Origin of the sequence: Candidatus Methanoplasma termitum (assembly GCF_000800805.1) — an archaeon.
Lineage (GTDB): Archaea > Thermoplasmatota > Thermoplasmata > Methanomassiliicoccales > Methanomethylophilaceae > Methanoplasma > Methanoplasma termitum.
The window spans coordinates 34,014-52,251 of sequence record NZ_CP010070.1; the positions used below are offsets into that span (position 1 = coordinate 34,014).

21 protein-coding genes and 1 tRNA gene are annotated in these 18,238 nt (G+C 49.7%); 18 read left to right on the forward strand and 4 right to left on the reverse strand.

Annotated features, from left to right (window positions below):
* The first annotated feature begins 207 nt into the window (after positions 1–207).
* From Mpt1_RS00130 to folP, 8 genes are all read left to right on the forward strand, one after another.
* Entirely contained in the window at positions 208–2,388 is a 2,181-nt protein-coding gene (locus Mpt1_RS00130; protein ID WP_048111135.1) for a glutamine synthetase III family protein, read from the forward strand.
* 167 nt (positions 2,389–2,555) lie between these two features.
* Complete coding sequence (locus Mpt1_RS00135; RefSeq protein ID WP_082007299.1) at positions 2,556–2,984, forward strand: 30S ribosomal protein S12; 429 nt, start codon at positions 2,556–2,558, stop codon at positions 2,982–2,984.
* Between the two features lie 5 nt (positions 2,985–2,989).
* Positions 2,990–3,571 (forward strand): 30S ribosomal protein S7, encoded by a 582-nt coding sequence (locus Mpt1_RS00140; RefSeq protein ID WP_048111139.1) that lies wholly within the window; start codon positions 2,990–2,992, stop codon positions 3,569–3,571.
* 21 nt (positions 3,572–3,592) lie between these two features.
* Positions 3,593–5,800, forward strand: coding sequence for an elongation factor EF-2 (locus Mpt1_RS00145; RefSeq protein WP_048111141.1), 2,208 nt, complete (start codon positions 3,593–3,595; stop codon positions 5,798–5,800).
* 59 nt (positions 5,801–5,859) lie between these two features.
* Positions 5,860–7,128, forward strand: coding sequence for a translation elongation factor EF-1 subunit alpha (gene tuf, locus Mpt1_RS00150; RefSeq protein ID WP_048111148.1), 1,269 nt, complete (start codon positions 5,860–5,862; stop codon positions 7,126–7,128).
* Between the two features lie 31 nt (positions 7,129–7,159).
* Complete coding sequence (gene rpsJ / locus Mpt1_RS00155) at positions 7,160–7,474, forward strand: 30S ribosomal protein S10 (RefSeq protein ID WP_048111150.1); 315 nt, start codon at positions 7,160–7,162, stop codon at positions 7,472–7,474.
* Between the two features lie 124 nt (positions 7,475–7,598).
* The gene (larA, locus tag Mpt1_RS07805; RefSeq protein WP_238603121.1) at positions 7,599–9,941 is read left to right on the forward strand and encodes a nickel-dependent lactate racemase; all 2,343 of its coding nucleotides are present in this window, start codon (positions 7,599–7,601) and stop codon (positions 9,939–9,941) included.
* A complete protein-coding gene (gene folP, locus Mpt1_RS00170) occupies positions 9,938–10,783 on the forward strand; it encodes a dihydropteroate synthase (protein WP_052399207.1) in 846 nt (281 codons plus the stop codon). The genes larA and folP overlap by 4 nt, the downstream gene beginning before the upstream one ends.
* Here folP and Mpt1_RS07365 read toward each other — a convergent pair.
* Positions 10,749–10,955 (reverse strand): DUF2116 family Zn-ribbon domain-containing protein, encoded by a 207-nt coding sequence (locus Mpt1_RS07365; protein WP_082007202.1) that lies wholly within the window; start codon positions 10,953–10,955, stop codon positions 10,749–10,751. The genes folP and Mpt1_RS07365 overlap by 35 nt on opposite strands.
* A 97-nt stretch (positions 10,956–11,052) precedes the next feature.
* Here Mpt1_RS07365 and Mpt1_RS00175 point away from each other — a divergent pair, with 97 nt between their 5' ends.
* Genes Mpt1_RS00175 through Mpt1_RS00190 form a run of 4 tightly spaced genes read left to right on the forward strand, consistent with a single transcriptional unit; the run spans position 11,053 to position 13,039 of the window.
* Entirely contained in the window at positions 11,053–11,820 is a 768-nt protein-coding gene (locus Mpt1_RS00175; RefSeq protein ID WP_052399208.1) for a ThiF family adenylyltransferase, read from the forward strand.
* Positions 11,817–12,059 carry a ubiquitin-like domain-containing protein gene (locus Mpt1_RS00180; RefSeq protein ID WP_048111157.1) on the forward strand — a complete coding sequence of 81 codons (243 nt, stop codon included), beginning with the start codon at positions 11,817–11,819 and terminating at the stop codon, positions 12,057–12,059. The genes Mpt1_RS00175 and Mpt1_RS00180 overlap by 4 nt, the downstream gene beginning before the upstream one ends.
* Position 12,060: 1 nt before the next feature.
* Entirely contained in the window at positions 12,061–12,546 is a 486-nt protein-coding gene (locus Mpt1_RS00185) for a ubiquitin-conjugating enzyme E2 (protein WP_048111158.1), read from the forward strand.
* Positions 12,539–13,039, forward strand: a complete 501-nt coding sequence (locus tag Mpt1_RS00190; RefSeq protein ID WP_048111160.1) for an MPN domain-containing protein — start codon at positions 12,539–12,541, stop codon at positions 13,037–13,039. The genes Mpt1_RS00185 and Mpt1_RS00190 overlap by 8 nt, the downstream gene beginning before the upstream one ends.
* Here the strand turns inward: Mpt1_RS00190 and Mpt1_RS00195 are convergent, their stop codons facing one another.
* Both Mpt1_RS00195 and Mpt1_RS00200 read right to left on the reverse strand, forming a co-directional pair.
* Complete coding sequence (locus Mpt1_RS00195; RefSeq protein WP_048111161.1) at positions 13,040–13,567, reverse strand: SIS domain-containing protein; 528 nt, start codon at positions 13,565–13,567, stop codon at positions 13,040–13,042.
* A gap of 16 nt (positions 13,568–13,583) precedes the next feature.
* Positions 13,584–14,624 (reverse strand): TIM barrel protein, encoded by a 1,041-nt coding sequence (locus Mpt1_RS00200; RefSeq protein WP_048111163.1) that lies wholly within the window; start codon positions 14,622–14,624, stop codon positions 13,584–13,586.
* A 145-nt stretch (positions 14,625–14,769) separates the two neighbouring features.
* Here Mpt1_RS00200 and Mpt1_RS00205 point away from each other — a divergent pair, with 145 nt between their 5' ends.
* From Mpt1_RS00205 to Mpt1_RS07640, 6 genes are all read left to right on the forward strand, one after another.
* Positions 14,770–15,129: a 50S ribosomal protein L18e gene (locus Mpt1_RS00205; protein ID WP_048111165.1), complete on the forward strand. Its 360-nt coding sequence runs from the start codon at positions 14,770–14,772 to the stop codon at positions 15,127–15,129.
* Between the two features lie 5 nt (positions 15,130–15,134).
* Entirely contained in the window at positions 15,135–15,560 is a 426-nt protein-coding gene (locus tag Mpt1_RS00210; RefSeq protein ID WP_048113531.1) for a 50S ribosomal protein L13, read from the forward strand.
* A 4-nt stretch (positions 15,561–15,564) separates the two neighbouring features.
* Positions 15,565–15,963, forward strand: a complete 399-nt coding sequence (locus Mpt1_RS00215) for a 30S ribosomal protein S9 (protein WP_048111166.1) — start codon at positions 15,565–15,567, stop codon at positions 15,961–15,963.
* A gap of 9 nt (positions 15,964–15,972) precedes the next feature.
* Entirely contained in the window at positions 15,973–16,164 is a 192-nt protein-coding gene (locus Mpt1_RS00220; RefSeq protein WP_048111168.1) for a DNA-directed RNA polymerase subunit N, read from the forward strand.
* Positions 16,165–16,188: 24 nt separating this feature from the next.
* Positions 16,189–16,261, forward strand: a tRNA-Pro gene (locus Mpt1_RS00225).
* 485 nt (positions 16,262–16,746) lie between these two features.
* Complete coding sequence (locus tag Mpt1_RS07640; protein WP_048111170.1) at positions 16,747–17,151, forward strand: hypothetical protein; 405 nt, start codon at positions 16,747–16,749, stop codon at positions 17,149–17,151.
* An 87-nt stretch (positions 17,152–17,238) separates the two neighbouring features.
* On the opposite strand, the gene Mpt1_RS00235 is transcribed toward Mpt1_RS07640, so the two are convergent.
* A complete protein-coding gene (locus Mpt1_RS00235; protein ID WP_048111177.1) occupies positions 17,239–17,952 on the reverse strand; it encodes a DUF6994 family protein in 714 nt (237 codons plus the stop codon).
* Between the last annotated feature and the right edge of the window lie 286 nt (positions 17,953–18,238).

Consider the following 18,238-nt stretch of genomic DNA (forward strand, 5'->3'; position numbering starts at 1 on the left):
AAGTTTGTCCGCGGCAGCTGTAAAGCGACAGAAAACATACACAACGTGCTCTTTTTTTACAGCACATTATGTGATATTTCGATTATTATGAGATAAATATCGAAATAACTCAAATAATTTCCAAATTTATTAGATATTTGTCTAATGAACATTTGAATTTATAATCATTTAGAAAGATTTATTAATATGAAATAGCACTCACCGCCTATGGTAAACGGCAGATTCGTTGCTGTGGAGCAGGCTTTTCAAAGAGAACCGGTGGTGGCTACGCCCCCGGCGGCCGAGACATCATCGTACTATGGATGCAATGTGTTCAACAGAGAGACGATGAGAAAATATCTCTCATCCGAGACAAGGAAGGTCGTTTACGAGTCTATCGAAAAAGGTGCGACGCTTGACATGTCGGTGGCGGAGCATGTTGCCGCCGGAATGAAACGCTGGGCGATGGACAAGGGTGCGACCCACTATACTCATTGGTTCCAGCCGCTTACGGGAGGGACGGCGGAGAAGCACGATTCCTTTGCGGAACCGCACAAGTACGGCACATCGCTGGAGCATTTCAGCGGGGACAGACTTTGCCAACAGGAGCCGGACGCTTCCTCTTTCCCGAACGGAGGCCTCAGGAACACTTTCGAAGCAAGAGGATACACTGCATGGGACCCGTCATCGCCGTCGTTCATCCTCGGGGACTGCCTATGCATACCCACAGTATTCATTTCGTATACAGGCGACGCGCTTGACTACAAAACACCGCTCATGAGGTCCGTGTCCGCCGTAAGGAAAGCGGCATCCGATGTATTGAAATATTTCGGGTTTGAAGGTCAGGATGTACAGGCATATTTGGGATGGGAGCAGGAGTTCTTCCTCGTGGACAGTGCGCTTTACGCACAGCGTCCGGACATGATGCTTTCGGACAGGACGCTGCTCGGCCACGACAGCGCAAGGAACCAGCAGCTCGAGGACCACTATCTTGGATCGATACCTCCGAGGGTCATGGAATTCATGAAGGACCTGGAATTCGAGGGGTACAAGCTGGGCATACCCATCAAGACAAGGCATAACGAGGTTGCGCCCAATCAGTTCGAGATCGCGCCGGTGTATGAGGAGATGAATCTAGCCGTGGATCACAACCTTTTACTGATGTCATTGATGAGATCGGTCGCCGGCCGCCATAAATTCAAAGTTCTTTTCCACGAGAAACCGTTCAAAGGCATCAACGGTTCCGGCAAGCACTGCAACTGGTCATTAGGGATAACCGACGGCGCCGGACTTCTCTCTCCGGGAAAGACGGACGAGGAGAACCTGAGGTTCCTTATGTTCATGGCCAATGTCCTCAAAGCGCTCCACGATAACAACGGGCTTTTCAAAGCTTCTATAGCATCATCATCCAACGAATACAGGCTGGGGGCCAACGAAGCGCCGCCCGCCATCATCTCGTCGTTCCTCGGTAAGCAGATGACCGCCGTGTTCGACGAACTGCTGAATACAAAGGACATGGTGAAGATCAAAGGCAAGAAGGGGCGCAGCACAGGCATACCTCAGGTACCCGAACTCCTTGTCGACAACACTGACAGGAACAGGACCTCGCCCTTTGCGTTCACGGGGAACAGGTTCGAGTTCAGAGCTGTGGGTGCATCAGCGAACTGCGCGCTGCCTATGACGGTCCTTAACACGACTGTCGCTTACCAACTTGCACAATTCAAGAAAGCCGTGGACAACAGGATAGCGGCTGGCGAACCGGTCATGAAAGCGATCCTCGATGAGACACGCGAAACATACAGATCATGCAAGGACATATGCTTCGACGGCAATGGTTATTCCGATGAATGGAAAAAGGAAGCGAAACGCCGCGGCCTGAACGTGGAAAATTCGGTCCCCATCGTATATGATCAATTCACAACGAAGGAGACCGTCAGGATCTACAAAGAAACGGGGGTCCTCTCCGAAGCCGAGCTGAAAGCCAGGAATGAGGTGGCTTGGGAACACTACGCCAACAAGATCGAGATAGAATCCAGGGTTCTGAGCGACATTGCGTACAATCACATCGTACCCGTGGCCACGGTCTACCAGAATGTGCTCTTGGACAATGTTCTGAAATGCAAACAGCTGTACACGGAAGAGGAATTCGAAAAATACTCTTATCAGGAGGTCGGGCAGATCAAGGAGATAGCCATGCACATAAACGAACTCAGGATCATGGGCGACAGCATGGACAAGATGTGCGACAAGTTCTCAAAGCTCGAAGGGCGCGACAGGGCGGTCGCATATCATGATAGAGTGGTGCCGAACATCGAAAAGATAAGGAAATATCTGGACGACCTTGAGATGATAGTGGACGATCAGATGTGGCCCCTTCCGAAATACAGGGAGCTCCTCTTCATCCGCTGAAGATCCCTGTCGATGCCCCATGCGCACGCGAAAAATCATTGACACTGTAAAAGGTGTTATATATCCAATCGAGTTAGCCAACTCTACAAAAAGTTCGCATCAATGCATGAGCTTTAAATACGATAATAATTATCGCACAAAATACTTCAAAGAATGAGGTGAAACGTTTGGGTAGAGGTCTATACACCGCAAGAAAGATGAGAGAGGACCGGCAGAAATTCCGCTGGCTGGATCGTGGATACAAGAAAAGAGTACTGAAACTTAGGGAGAAATCCGACCCTCTGGAGGGATCGGCCCAGGCACGCGGCATCGTGCTGGAGAAGGTAGGGGTCGAGGCTAAGCAGCCCAACTCCGCCATCCGTAAGTGCGTAAAGGTCCAGTTGATAAAGAACGGACGTCAGATCACGGCTTTCGCGGTAGGGGACGGAGCTATCAACTTCATAGACGAGCACGACGAAGTACTCGTAGAAGGTATCGGCGGAAGGATGGGCCGTTCATACGGAGACATTCCCGGGGTCCGTTACAAAGTGATCAAAGTCAACAACGTCTCTCTCAATGAAATGGTCAGAGGAAGGACCGAGAAACCCGTAAGGTGAATAAAATGTCAGAGATCGTTGCTCAGAAAGCACTTATATTCGGAAAATACGACACGTCCGAGGTCGTCATCAATGATGGCGGATTGGCCAAATACATAGACCTCACACCCACAAATGTGCCTCACTCGGGCGGTAAGCACGCGAACAGATGGTTCGGCAAATCCAAACTCAGCATTGTCGAGAGACTGATAAACAACATCATGAGGACTGAAAAGTACACCGGAAAGAAAATGAAGGCGTACAAGACCGTCTCCAGAGCATTCGACATTGTCGCACAGAAGACCAAGAAGAACCCTCTCCAGGTATTGGTAGAGGGGCTGGAGAACGCGGCACCCCGCGAAGAAGTAACGAGACTGCAGTTCGGCGGAATATCCGTACCGAAAGCGGTGGACATATCCCCTCAAAGGAGACTGGACATCGCCCTGCGCAATGTTTGTACAGGTGTGGTCAAAGCATCCTCAAAAAGCAAGAAACCCATTTACGAGTGCCTTGCCGATGAATTAATGCTGGCGGCAAAAGGCGACATGACCTCGTTCGCAGTCGCTAAAAAAGAAGAGATCGAGAGGGTCGCACAGTCGGCCAGGTAATGATCTGTAAGGTGAAGGCAAATGGGACGTAAAGAGGATAATATCAAAAGAGCAACAGAATTGATGATACAGCCCGAGTTCATCAGGAACATAGGAACAGCGGCGCATATCGACCATGGTAAGACAACATTCTCCGACAACCTTATCGCAGGTGCGGGAATGATGTCGGCCGACCTTGCAGGAAAACAGTGTGTTCTCGACTTTGATGAGCAGGAGGCCGCAAGAGGGATCACTATCAACGCCGCAAGCGCGTCAATGGTGCACAAATTCGAAGGTAAGGAATATCTTATCAACCTTATCGATACACCCGGCCACGTTGACTTCGGAGGAGACGTTACAAGGGCGATGAGAGCACTCGACGGAGTGTTCATTCTCTGCTGCGCAGTGGAAGGTATAATGCCTCAGACGGAAACTGTCATAAGGCAGGCCCTGAAAGAGAGGGTCAGGCCGCTTCTGTTCATAAACAAAGTGGACAGGATGATCGTCGAGCAGCAGGTAACAAAAGAGATGATGATCGCTAAGTTCTCAAAGATCGTGGCGGAATTCAACCATAAGATAGCGGACATCCTTCCCGCACCGCTCAACAAGCAGTGGCAGGTCAGCATCCAGGACGGGACAGTCGCGTTCGGATCGGCATACAATAACTGGGCGATATCATCGACATTCATGCAGAAATCAAAGATCACATTCAGCGATGTGTTCGAGTACTGCGGAAGGGAAGGCGGACAGAAAGAGCTCGCCAAGAAATCCCCCATCCACGAGGTAGTCCTGGAAATGGCGATCAAGCACATCCAGAACCCCAGAGATGCGCAGAGGCTCCGTATACCAGTAATATGGAAAGGAGACCTCGACTCCGAGATCGGTAAAGAGATGATGCACTGCGATCACGACGGAGCCACAGCATTGATGGTGAACAAGATAATCATGGACCCACACGCAGGCGAGGTAGCTATCGGAAGACTGTTCGCAGGCACCGTTAAGAAAGGAGATGTTCTTCACATCGCCGGTATGCCGAACCCCCAAAGGGTCCAGACCGTGGCGTTGATGGTAGGGGCCGACAGGATAACCACCGACAGCGTCGTCGCGGGGAACATCGCAGCGATCACGGGTCTGAAGGACGCCATCGCAGGTTCGACCGTATCATCACTGAATGATATGGATCCCTTCGAGAAGATGGCCCACTACTCCGAGCCGGTGGTCACAAAAGCCATTGAAGCAAAGAACATGAAGGACCTTCCGAAGCTGGTCGAGGTGCTGAGATCGGTCGCAAAAGCGGACCCGTCCCTGAACATCGAGATCAACAACGAAACGGGAGAGCACCTTCTGTCCGGTATGGGAGAGCTCCACTTGGAGATCACAGAGTACAGGATCGTCAAAGAGCAGGGCGTGGACATCGTAGCGTCGCCGCCCATAGTCGTTTACCAGGAAGGTATAAAAGGATCCAACCAGAACACCTTCGAAGGTAAATCACCGAACAAGCACAACAAATTCTACTTCTTGGTGGAGCCGCTTGAGCAGACGATCACAGATGCCATCCGCAAAGGGGAGATCGACCCGGACGCAAAGATCAAGGACCCGAAAGCGCTCGCAAAACAGCTGGAAGAACTCGGTCTCAGCAAAGAAGAGGCAAAATGCGTTGTAATGTTCAAGAACAACAACATGCTTGAGGACTGCACAAAAGGTATCCAGTATCTCCATGAGACAATGGAATTGATAAAACAGTCATTCGAGGAGGCAATGATGAAAGGCCCCCTCGCAGCCGAGAAGGTCGCCGGAGTGAAAGTAAAACTGATGGATGCCAAACTCCACGAGGACACCATCCACAGAGGACCCGCACAGGTGATCCCGGCCGTCAGGGACGGTATATACGGTGCGATGTGCGAGGCTGGAAGGACAATAAGAGAACCAATGACAAAAGTGTTCATCAGCGTTCCCCCGGACTACATGGGAGGGGCGATCAATCTGATAAACCAGCGCCGCGGAACGATCCTGGAGATGGGTCAGGATGGGTCGGACGCAACTGTTTCGGCCGAGTGCCCCATTGCGGACATGTTCGGATTCGCATCCGACATACGCGGATCGACGCAGGGACGCGCTCTCTGGTCCACAGAGAACGCAGGATTCAAACAATTGCCGCCTGAGCTGCAGAAGAAGGTCGTAACGGAGATCAGGACCCGTAAGGGACTCAACCCCGAGCCGTATGACGCCCGCTACTACTCAGGTCTGTAAACTTTAAATATAAACACCTTATCGCACAAAACAGACCTATAAAGTAGGAGGTATGAAAAATGGCAGACAAAGAGCACATGAACCTGGTCATCATCGGCCACGTCGACCACGGGAAATCCACCCTTACGGGAAGGATCCTCCTCGAGACCGGCGCGATCGAGCCACACCTGATAGAGAAATACAAAAAAGAGGCGGAGGAGAAAGGAAAAGGATCCTTCTACTTCGCATGGGTCATGGACGGCCTGAAAGAAGAGAGGGAGAGAGGAGTTACCATCGATGTAGCACACAAGAAATTCTACACCGACAAATACTACTTCACAGTCATAGACGCCCCCGGCCACCGCGACTTCGTTAAGAACATGATTACGGGAACCTCGCAGGCAGACGCGGCGATCATAACATGCTCTGCGATCGAGGGACCGCAGGCACAGACAAAAGAGCACGTCTTCCTTGCAACCACACTCGGCGTAAGACAGATCATCGTTGCCATCAACAAGATGGATGCGGTGAAATACGACGAAGCCAAATACAAAGACACGGTCGCTGCAATGTCCAAACTCATGCAGATGGTCGGTATCAAAACCGATGTCGTTCCGTTCGTCCCCGTATCCGCAATGGCAGGCGACAACATAAAAGTACTGTCGGCAAAAATGCCGTGGTACAAAGGATTGACCCTTATCCAGGCCCTCAACAACCTGACAGTTCCGCCCAAGCAGACAGACAAACCCCTCAGGATGCCTATCCAGGATGTCTACACGATCACCGGTATCGGAACCGTTCCCGTAGGAAGGATCGAGACCGGTATACTGAAACCGAACATGAAGATCATGTTCGAGCCGTCGCACGTACCCGGAGAGGTAAAATCGATAGAGATGCACCACGAACAGCTGCCCCAGGCAGGCCCCGGCGACAACGTCGGATTCAACGTTCGTGGAGTAGCTAAGAACGACGTGAAGAGAGGAGATGTAGCAGGCCCCGTGGACAACCCGCCCTCGGTCGCAAAGACATTCACCGCACAGATCGTCGTTCTGAACCACCCGTCGGTCATAACGGTCGGATACACACCCGTGTTCCACTGCCACACGGCCCAGACGGCATGCAGGTTCGTCGAGCTCATTAAAACCATCGACCCCAAGACAGGTCAGGCAAAGGCCGAGCACCCGGACTTCCTGAAAACGGGAGACATCGCGGTCGTCAAGGTCGAGCCCACAAAACCGATGGTCATCGAGACTGCAAAAGAATTCCCGCCGCTCGGAAGGTTCGCCATCCGTGACATGGGACAAACCGTCGCTGCCGGTATGTGCATCGAGGTCCAGAAGGCCAACTGAGGCCTTCTTTCCTTAACACAAGGGATAACACATGTCACAGCGCGCAAGAATCTCTCTCAGCGGTACAGACCCGGCAAAGGTCGACAGCGTATGCGCCCAGATCAAAGGGATATCCCAGAGAACCGGTGTCGACATACGCGGCCCTGTGCCTCTTCCTACGAAGAAGCTCAAGGTTCCCTGCAGGAAAAGTCCTGACGGAGAGGGGAGCGAGACATGGGACCGCTGGGAGATGCGCATCCACAAGAGACTCATCGATTTGGACGCCGACGAGCGTGCCCTCAGGCAGCTCATGAGGATCCAGGTGCCGGATGGCGTCAATATTGAGATCGTTCTTCGCAGCACGTAAACCTCTTCATTAAAACACCTTACAACCCCACCCTTTTGCAAAAAACGAATTTCTGTTAGCAGATTTCTATTTTCAAGACAAATAATAATTAATATACATCAAACAATTCCGAAGTTTGGTCTTAATGAAAGTAGATATCAAATACGGTAAGGATGGGGTCCAAAAGATAGACATCCCGGATAAGAACTATATCGGGACTTTCTTCCCGAAGGATGTTCAATGCAGAGATCCGGACGAAGTGATAAACGAATCTATAGATGCCCCCATAGGGTACGATTCGCTGGCCAAATTCCTGGAGGGAGGAAAGGATATCGTTTTCATTGTCAACGACGGTACGAGGCCCACCCCCACGGCAAAGGTCTTGGATGCACTCTCCAAACGTATGGATCTCCGCAAAGCCAGATATCTTATCGCAACCGGGACGCACAGGGACATGACCCAAGAAGAATACAACTTCGTATTCGGAAAACACTACGCGTCCCTAAAGGACAGGATAATATCTCATGATGCGAAGAAATCCGAGTGTGTGAACCTTGGCAGATCGAAGAACGGAACTCCCATGGAGGTCAACAAGATCGCAGTGGATGCCGACCGCCTCGTGATAATAACAAGCGTCGAACCGCATTATTTTGCCGGATACACAGGAGGAAGGAAATCGTTCCTTCCTGGAGTAGCGTCGTACCGCACAGTAGAAACGAACCACAAACTTGCGATGAGGAAGGAGGCTCAGTCGCTGGTCCTCAAAGGCAACCCCGTCCATGAAGATATGATGGACGCATTGGAAGTTGTCAAGGGCAAGAAGATATTCTCCATCCAGATGGTTTTGGACCGCCATCAGCACATATATAAGGTGGCCTCCGGAAGCCTGAACCCGGCCTTTGACAAGGCAGTAGAATGGGCGAACAAAGTGTTCTCTGTCCCCATACCGGAGAAAGCGGATGTTGTGATATCCGTCGCGCCGTACCCGATGGATGTGGATCTCTATCAATCGCAGAAAGCGCTGGACAACGGAAAATGGGCACTCAAGGAAGGCGGCAAGATCGTAATGGTCTCGAAATGCAGGGAAGGTGTCGGCCATCCGACTTTCCTTACGCAGCTCTCTTCTTCAAAGGATCCTAAAATAGTACTTGAGAACCTCAGCAAAGAATACAAGCTCGGGTACCACAAGGCCGCCAAGATGGCGGAGATAGCTGTTTGGGCGGACATATGGGCGGTCACCGATCTGGACCCGAAGATGATCGAGGCGGCGAACATCAAGCCGTTCCCGACGGTCGAAGCGGCAGTAAGAGAAGCACTCAGGCTTAACCCTAATGCGAAATTCATTGTTTTGGCGGACGGAAGCGTCACAATACCCAAGGTAGAGGATAAGATGTCAGATTTCAAGGCAGAACAGATAAAAGAAGTGAAAGAGGCTCTGAACACCTGCACCATGTGCGGTTTCTGTAAGGCGGTATGTCCGTCATTCAAAGCGATAGGCTGGGACTCGGCGTTATCGAGAGGAAGGATAATCCTGACCTACGGTCTGCTTGTGGGCGACATAGAGCCGGACGCATCTGTCATGGAGAACATTTACACCTGCACGACCTGTGCGGACTGCAACAGGCGCTGCCCGTCGAATGTGGACATCGTCGAGATAATAGAGACCTGCCGCCGCGACCTCGTGGCGAACGGCCACATACTGCCGAAGCACAAGTCAGTGACAGAGAGCGTAAAGAAGTACAACAACCCATATTCCGAGAAGAGGTCCGTCGCCGAGACCCTCGGAGAGAAGCCTCATAAGGCGAAGGTGGGATACTTCTCCGGATGTACGGCGACATACAGGGAGAAAGAGATCTCTAAGGCTACACTCTCGATCCTAAAGAAGCTCAAAGTGGACTATACAACGGTGAACGAGGTATGCTGCGGATCGGTCCTTCAGAGGATAGGTATCGACGAGAACGAAGTTTATAGGCTGATGAATAAGAACATAGAGGCCATCAAAGCACTCGGCATCGAGACCCTGGTATTCTCTTGTTCCGGATGCTACAGGATGTTCAAGCAGGAGTACCCAAAGCATGTGAAAGTTCCGTTCGAGGTGCTTCATATGTCGGAGTTCCTGGCCAAACAGGACCTTAAGCTGAAGTCCCTGGGCGATGTTAAGATCACATATCATGACCCCTGCCACTTGGGAAGGCACTGCGGTATATACGAGCCGCCGAGAGATGTGCTGAAGAAGTTCCCCAACGTCAATTTCAAAGAGATGAAATACAGCAAGGCGGGAAGCCACTGCTGCGGAGGCGGCGGAGGTGTCAGATCGGCATTCCCCGCGGAATCCAAAACGATCGCCTCGACAAGGCTGGACGAAGCGGACTTTGCCAATATCATAGTGACGACATGCCCGTTCTGCGTAGGGAACCTTTCGGCTGCAGTAGGGGACCGTAAGCTGAAAGTGATCGACCTGGTCGAGCTTGTCGACAAGAATCTATGAGTACATTTCCCGATCTTTGGAAAAGGCCGAGAAGCCGTCCGTTGATAGTTGGGATACTAAACCTTACCCCCGATTCCTTTTCGGACGGGGGTAAATATCTTTCAAAAAAAGATGCGCTTGAGCATGCACATTTCCTTATAAGGTCTGGCGCCGACATCATTGATATCGGAGGCGAATCCACAAGACCCGGCTCCGATGCTGTTACCGTCGAGGAAGAGCTGAGCAGGGTCATTGACGTGATCGAAGAGCTCGCATCGACTACCGACGTACCATTATCGATAGACACAACGAAACCCGTCGTTGCGGAAGCATCATTGAACGCAGGCGCGGTGATGATAAACGACATAAGCGGGCTTAGAGAAGAAGCAATGATCAGGACGGCGATCGAATATGACGCCGCAGTCGTCATCACGCATATGCACGGAACACCTAAGACATTTCTCTTCGATACGATGAGAGGCGATGCCAACGGAGAGATCAAAAGATTCCTCGGGGACAGAGCGGAATACGCAACAGGCAAAGGGATGAAGGAAGGGAATATTATCATAGACCCAGGCATCGGATTCGGCAAGACCGCCGAACAGGACATGAGCATAATAGAGAACAGCGGATGGTTCAGTGATAGGTATCCGATACTAATTGCCCCATCCAGAAAAAAGTTCCTCTCAAAATACTGTCCGGATATGGATAAAGACCAGGCCACCGCGGTCGTATCGGGCATTGCAGCCGAGAATGGAGCAGGTCTTTTGAGAGTGCACAATGTTCCATTGGTCTTATCTTATCTCGAAAACAAAAAACCTGAGAAAATCAACCATTCCTTAGGAAGAAGCCAGCTACGATGATGATCGCGACGCTCACCGCCGTTATCACGGCAAATCGAATATTGCTATTCTTATCCTTTTTGATCCTGGCCTGTTCCTTCCAGTAACAGTCCTCTGAGCAAAATGCCCTGTCAAACGGCACAGGATCCCCGCAGAACTTACAATGATCATGTTCGGGCAGTCTTATCGACATTGACCGATTATGGCGGTCATAGTTTAAATCTCTCTTGCCGGTTTAAGCTGAAAGCTGGCAGCCCAACCGTTTTATACCGAAAGAAAATGGTCGGTCTGTGAAAGTGCGGGAATATGACGCCGACAGATTCGACAGGATGAGAAGGATCGATTGGTTGGACATGGTGAGGATACAGAGTGCAAGGTGCCTCGTGGTCGGCGCCGGCGCGCTCGGGAATGAGGTAATGAAATGCATGCTGCTGGCAGGTTTCAGGGATATTACAATAGTAGATATGGACGAGGTCGTTGTCTCTAACCTAAGCAGGTGCGTGTTCTTCAGAGAAAGCGATAACGGGAAAAAGAAAGCGGAAGTTGTTGCCGAAAGGGCGGCAGACCTCTATCCGGGGTCAAAGATAACTCCGATCACAGCGAAGATACAGGATCTGGATGATTGGGAATTCGATCTCGTATTCGGGTGTTTGGACAACATCACGGCAAGGTTGCATGTGAACTCCCATGCAAGGTACAATAAGATACCCTACATCGATGGCGCCACCGACGGGTTCAGAGGGAAAGTGCAAGTTGTGTTGGAAACAGGTCCCTGTTTGGAGTGCGGGATGAACAGCAGCCATATGAAGGTCATGGACGAAAGGTTCTCATGTACGGGAGAGGGGTCCGTCTTCATTCCGAAGTTCGCAGCAGAGATAACGACCACATCGATAATCGCAGCTACTCAGGTAAGAGAAGCAATAAAACTATTATCAGGGAGAAGAGATTCCTGCGTCAGGAATGTCATGTATTATGACGGGCTGTCGGGGGCTATGGCGGATCTTGAGATCTCTGAGGACAGCAGCTGTCCGAACCACTTTACAGAGGGATCAAAATGACCGTAAGAGTCACCGTAGTGAACACAATGAATGGTTCATCCATAAGGATGGAATTGGAATCTTATGAGTCCGTCGAGGACATAATAGACACCGCCGCAGAATACTGGGGCAAGGCCGCGGGAGCTTATGTTCTCAGAAAAGGGTCCAAGCTTCTGAACAAGAAACAGAAGATCGGGGATATCAATCTCAAAGATGATGACAAGATCGAAATGATCCCAGACCCGGAAGGCGGTAGCTGAGATGGGTCTGGTGAGACAGGTACTGATAAAAAGGATCAACAACGAGATCCTCGGTCTGAAATCTCACCTTAATGTCAGGATAAAAGAAGTGCCCGATGATGTAGAGTTCCCGATCGAAATAAGGATCGCACTGAAGAACATCCCCGCAAGAATATCAAAGGATCAGGTGAGCGGCGAACACATCCTGTCCATTATTGTTACCGAGAACTATCCGTACGAAAGGCCCAGAGCCAAATGGATGACGCCGATATTCCATCCGAACATAATGATGCCGGAGGACGGCGGATATGTCTGCGTCAAAATGTTGGACGATTGGTCATTCGGTTCATCTTTGTTATCATTCGTGAGAGGCGTGGAACAGCTGATATCGGAACCGAACCCGAAGAATCCCTTTGGTACGGACTCATGCCTGGAGGCGGCGAAGTGGTACTCGGCGAATAAACCCAGGATCGAAGCCGAGGTCAATTACGGTGGGCGCAATGCCTAAGATAATCTCTTCCGATACCCCGGAGATAGAATTCAGGAAAAGACCGGTAAAGGGTGTTAATCTGTTTGTAAGCGAGAGTGTGATAACAGCGATGACAGAACACGCCGAATCCGGATATGCGGAGAACAAAGAGGTCATGGGGCTGTTGGCAGGTTATATTTTCAAAGACGATGAGGGGATGTATGTCCGCATCGAGGATGCCGTGACGTCGGAACTCGAAGCGGACGAGGTGAGCGTGAGATTCAAAAAAGAAAATCTTGAAGAACTTTTTGACTCTATTGACAATTGCGAGGGCGACGCGGTTGTCGGATGGTACCATTCTCATCTCGGTATCGGATGTTATCTTTCGGAAGTTGACATAAGGACGCACATGGGATTATTCGGAGGGGAGATAGGGTTTGCGGTCGTAATAGACCCTTCCGATTCGACCCTTGCTGTTTTCTCATGCGATGACTACAAACCAAAAATCGTCTCGATGATAGTGTTCAACTGATCATACCCAGATGGCATGTCTTTTCCGCATGTCCTCTTCCGTGACATTAAGTCTCCGCATCAGTTCCGGTACGATGCAGTCGAAGAAGAAAAGAACGGTATCCTCGAAGATCGTACCCAGCGGTGCCAATTTGGAATCGGCCTCGTACTTTGTGATATTAAAGATGATTGTAGTGTTGGAGGCGGCGGCAAGTTTGCTTGTCCCGGACGATGTCAGCGATACTACATGTGACCCGACGCGCCTGGCTATTTCGGCCGTTTGAACAACGGACATAGTCCGCCCGGTGTTAGAGATCAATAGTGTAAGATCGTTCTTTCCGATGATCGGGGTGGTCATGTCTCCGACGAAATGTACGTTCAATCCCAGCTGCACCATCCTCACGGAAAACAACTGTCCGATGAGACCGGACCTTCCGGAACCGTAAACAAAGATCTTTTCCTTTGAGATTATGAGGTCGATCAGAACATTCCATTCGCTCTCCGGGATGGAATAAACTACCGCCTTACAGCGCTCTTTGAGATAATCCATCGTCTCCCGCAAGGTTTCATTCCTCTGCCGCTGCGGCCAGTTCGGCCTTTTTCTTCTCTTTAAGTGCTTTGGCCACTCTTTTGCTCAGTACCCTTTCATTAATGATCCTCATATACATCGCATCATGTTCCAGCAAGGGGGAGGACGATATTATCGTCGCATCCGGATTGAGGGTGCAGAGTGCTTCCGCCAATGGTTCGAATTTCAAATCCCCTTTCTTGATAGGGGTGAGCCTCTTCTCATTTCCGTCGCTGTATTCAACACCTGCAAATGCGGCGTGAATACTGCTTTTACAATACGGCTCCACCTGCTGAATCAGGTCAATAAAATCCTCCGGTTCTGTAAGCGAACCGTTGGTCCTTGAGTGGTGGTGCGGGAAGTTTATGACCGGAACAATGCCGTCAATCGAATCGCATAGATCCAATATCTGATCCAATGACCCGTATGCGGACTGGTGGCCGGTGATCTCCACTCCGAGCTTAGGGCGGATCTTGTTGTCTTTCCACCATTCCATAATGGTTGCCACATTTTCCTCGATGTTCGCATCCGTTTCTTCTCTGGACATCTTTCCTGTGTACAGACCGAGGCCTGTCACCACGATATCTCCGTCTAGGGCATTAACAATGGTTGCCGCTCTTCTGATGTTGTCGATGCACGACTCGGTGATCTCGGTGTTCATACCCAGATCCATGTAATAGGGAGTATGCAGTGAAACACTTACATCCAATCTTTTTGCGATCTCTCCGATACCGTAGAGTTCGCCGAAGCTGTTGGTTATTCCGGACGGCATATAGATAAGGACATCATCCTCTTCGACGATCTCCTCCGGGTCAGATATTATCTCGCCGTCCCTGTCCACTTCAACGACGAATCCCTCTTCAATGTCCATGATCCTGATGCCTATCTCTTCCTCATTGGGGACCCTTCCGTAAACGCCCGCCCTCACCATCTGGATGCCGAGTGCGTTCAGACTGAGGTTATGTACATCCTCGATCCCATCTTTCAATGTTCGTCCTTTACAAGACAGGGGTATTCCGGCAGGTCCGAATCTTATCATGGCATCACCGATAATAACATGGGAATGCAGGAAGGTATTAAAACATGTGTACGCACATAATAGGGAAAAAAGATAAAAGGAATTCAGGATAGTTTTATAAACAACCTATTCATACGACGGTTACCCGTGTCGGGAGAGTCAGAATATGAGTGGAATCAAAACAAACCCCCAGCTCGTTGCCTTGATCTTCGATCTTAAGGCAAAGACAAGGGAGAACGAGGCCGCTATCTGGCGAGACATAGCGCTTAGGCTTGAAAAACCGAAAAGGAACTGGGCCGAAGCGAACCTCAGCAAACTGGAAAGGTATGCACAGGACGGAGAGACGATACTTGTCCCCGGAAAAGTTCTCGCAGCAGGAAGCGTAACCAAAAAATTAACAGTGGCAGCATACGATTTCTCGGATGCGGCAGCAGCAGGTATCAAAGCTGCCGGAGGAGAGACGATGACAATAAGAGAGCTCATGGAGAACAACCCCAAAGGCTCCGGCGTGAGGATCATGAGGTGATATGTATGGTTACAGTCATTGATGCAAAAGGATTGGTCTACGGAAGGCTTGCAAGCAACATCGCAGAGATGGTCCTGGCAGGAGAGGAAGTAGTGGTCCTCAACGCTGAACAGATAATCATAACGGGGAACAGAGATGTGGTCTTTGCTTACTTCAAACAGAAAGTTGACCACGGAGACACCACAAAGAGAAAGGGGCCATTCTACCCCCGCAGAGCGGATCTGCTCTTCAAACGCTGCGTAAGAGGAATGATACACTTCCAGAACACAACCGGAAGGGAAGCATACAGGAGGCTCCACGTTTACGTCGGAACTCCCAAACAGTTCGAGTCATGCGAGAAACTGAGGCCCGAAGAGGCGATCAGAGAGATCACCGGCAAATATACGACCCTGGGAGCCGTTTCAAAATTCCTGGGATCCAATGTGAGATGATCCTATGGAGCACGTAAACACAAGCGGAAAAAGAAAGACGGCTATCGCAAGGGCAACCGTCAAAGAAGGTACCGGAAAGGTAACGATCAACAAGACGCCGCTGGAGATATACAGCCCCGAGCTTGCAAAGCTCAAGATCCTGGAGCCCCTCGGCCTCGTGCCGGAGAAGGCTGAAAAAGTGGATATATCTGTATTGGTCAACGGCGGAGGGGTCATGGGTCAGGCGGCGGCAGCAAGAACAGCTATCGCAAGAGGACTCGTAGACTTCTACAAGGACGAGGAGCTTGAGGCAGTGTTCAGAGCGTATGACAGGACACTGATCATCAACGACACAAGAAGGAAACTTCCGAAAAACCCCCTCGGACACGGTGCTCGTGCCAAGAAGCAGAAGTCATACCGTTAAGGTGATATCATGATAATACCGGTGAGATGTTTCACATGCGGAAAGGTGGTTGGAAGCGCCTACCCCGAGTACGTTAAACGCGTAGGAATGGGAGAGAACCCCAAGGATGTCCTGGACAGCCTGGGGTTCGAGAGATACTGCTGCCGCAGGATGATCGTATCCCACGCAGACCTCATCGGAGAGATAGCACCTCTCGGATAAACCTCTTAAAACAAACTAATTTATGGGCCCGTGGGGTAGCTTGGTATCCTTGCAGCTTGGGGTGCTGTTGACTCCAGTTCAAATCTGGACGGGCTCACCTATTTTCACAGCCAGCACTTAAATGTATTGGATCAATAACTTTCATCTGCAAAAATAAGAGATTGTAAAAATCGGTTATTTATTTCTTTTTTGTTTAACTTTTTAACTTTTTGAATACTTTAAATGATAGGTCATCATTAGAAAAAACTAAAAGTTAAATTCAAGTCAAAAGTCAAATCAACATGAAAGTTACAAAGTAAATACAGAATTACAGCAGGGTCGAGACATAAAAAGCAATTGAGGGCACAATGGCCGTTATTGATTGAGATATTATCTACTGCTTTCAATTTACATTCGTTTGTTATCATTATAGCAAACCATAGACAAAAATGAGCGCATGAATTTATCTAAACAACAATTGTAATGTGCTTTAATACATTTATGGAATTATGCTCCGTTCGCCTTTTTTAGCGGTAGCCAGCAAAACGATCCAATGATGACAGGCATTATAGAGTGAATTATACGACAGATTAAATGTCCCGAATGAGTACATGTGAATGCTATGTCCTTTCAAAGAAGGGCAAAAAAAGAGAGGTTGTGAAAATGACTAAAAAGAAGGACACAAAGGTAAAAGAGATCGAACCGACCGAAGAACAGATCAAAGCCACAGAGATCCTCATGATGATAGACGGCATGGGTACCGCCGGCCGCGAAATACTCAGAAAAGAGCTTGAAATAAACAGAAAAGGCCTAATAGATATCAAGATCAAACTCGGCGAGATCCTGGAAGGAAAAGGAGCGATGGATAAGAACGAGTTCTTCTGGTTGCGCGAGATAACACTGGATATATTCCTTGATGTGCTTGAGGATGAAGAAGATGAATGGGAAGACGATGACTTTGAGATAGACATCGAGGAAGACGATGAAGAGGATGATGAAGAGGACTGATCAGCACCAGCCCCGAAACATGTGACCGATCCATCTAAACGAGGCTTTTTACAGCCTCGTTGAAACTTTTCTTTGAGAAACAAACACTCAGGGCAAGGTCATCGCCCATGCAGCCATCCTTTTATTTCGTGCTTTTGTGAAATCAGAAGCGTTTTTCATATATTCTTTGTATTCGGTCACACTGTTAGGCAGCGGCGGCGTCGAACCGAAGTCTCTGAACGGGAGCCAAAAACGTACATTTTCATCTTCGTCGACAATGTCGTCAAGAAGGAAGAACTCCACATACCCGCGGAAGTCAGTGAACAGTCTGAAGAAATCGGTATATCTGTCAAAACAATCCCGCAATGGATTTTTTTCTCCGATATACCAGCGCCTTATACACTCAAGTGTAAAGTCGAAACGGTCCTTTATGAGGCCGTTGAACCCGCGCTCTACATTTATTGTGGCTTTGTTGTCTATTTTGTTCGATGGGAACACCAAATATGCTCCGATGGTGCAGACAAGATCGTAGAAAGCATCTATATCATGCTTAGGTAATGAACCGACCACTTCCGTCATATGCCCATTCTTCAGGCGGGAATATGTGTGGACGATCGAATCGCTGGAAAGTGAAAAAGTACCGATTTCCGAACTATGGAACAGCCTGTAAGGCGGTGCCGAGCTGACTGTGAGATCGAACATCCTGCCGTCAGGCAGCGGCTTGCTCCAAAGCAATTTGTGATAATCGCGCAAGATAGGATCGGTCATGTCAGCATCCTTGCCGCCGGTCCAATCTGCTTTGTATGAGGTATCGATCTTCATCTTATCGAACAGTAAGCGGTCTCAATACAAAAATAACGATGCAATCCCGAAGCGGTAGGAGCGTGGGATGATCGGAAAGGGACATAATCATCGAACCCATTTCGGATGTAGAAAAAGCAACCTGCGAACAATGATGATCCGAATGAAACGAATTTACGAACATATGGATCCGACAGATGGCTGTCGCGTGCGTGTTGATCGGTTGTAGCCGCGCGATATAAAGAAAGAGGACGCCGGTATTGACATATGGGAAAGGACATTGCGCCGACGAACGATCGTGAAAAGA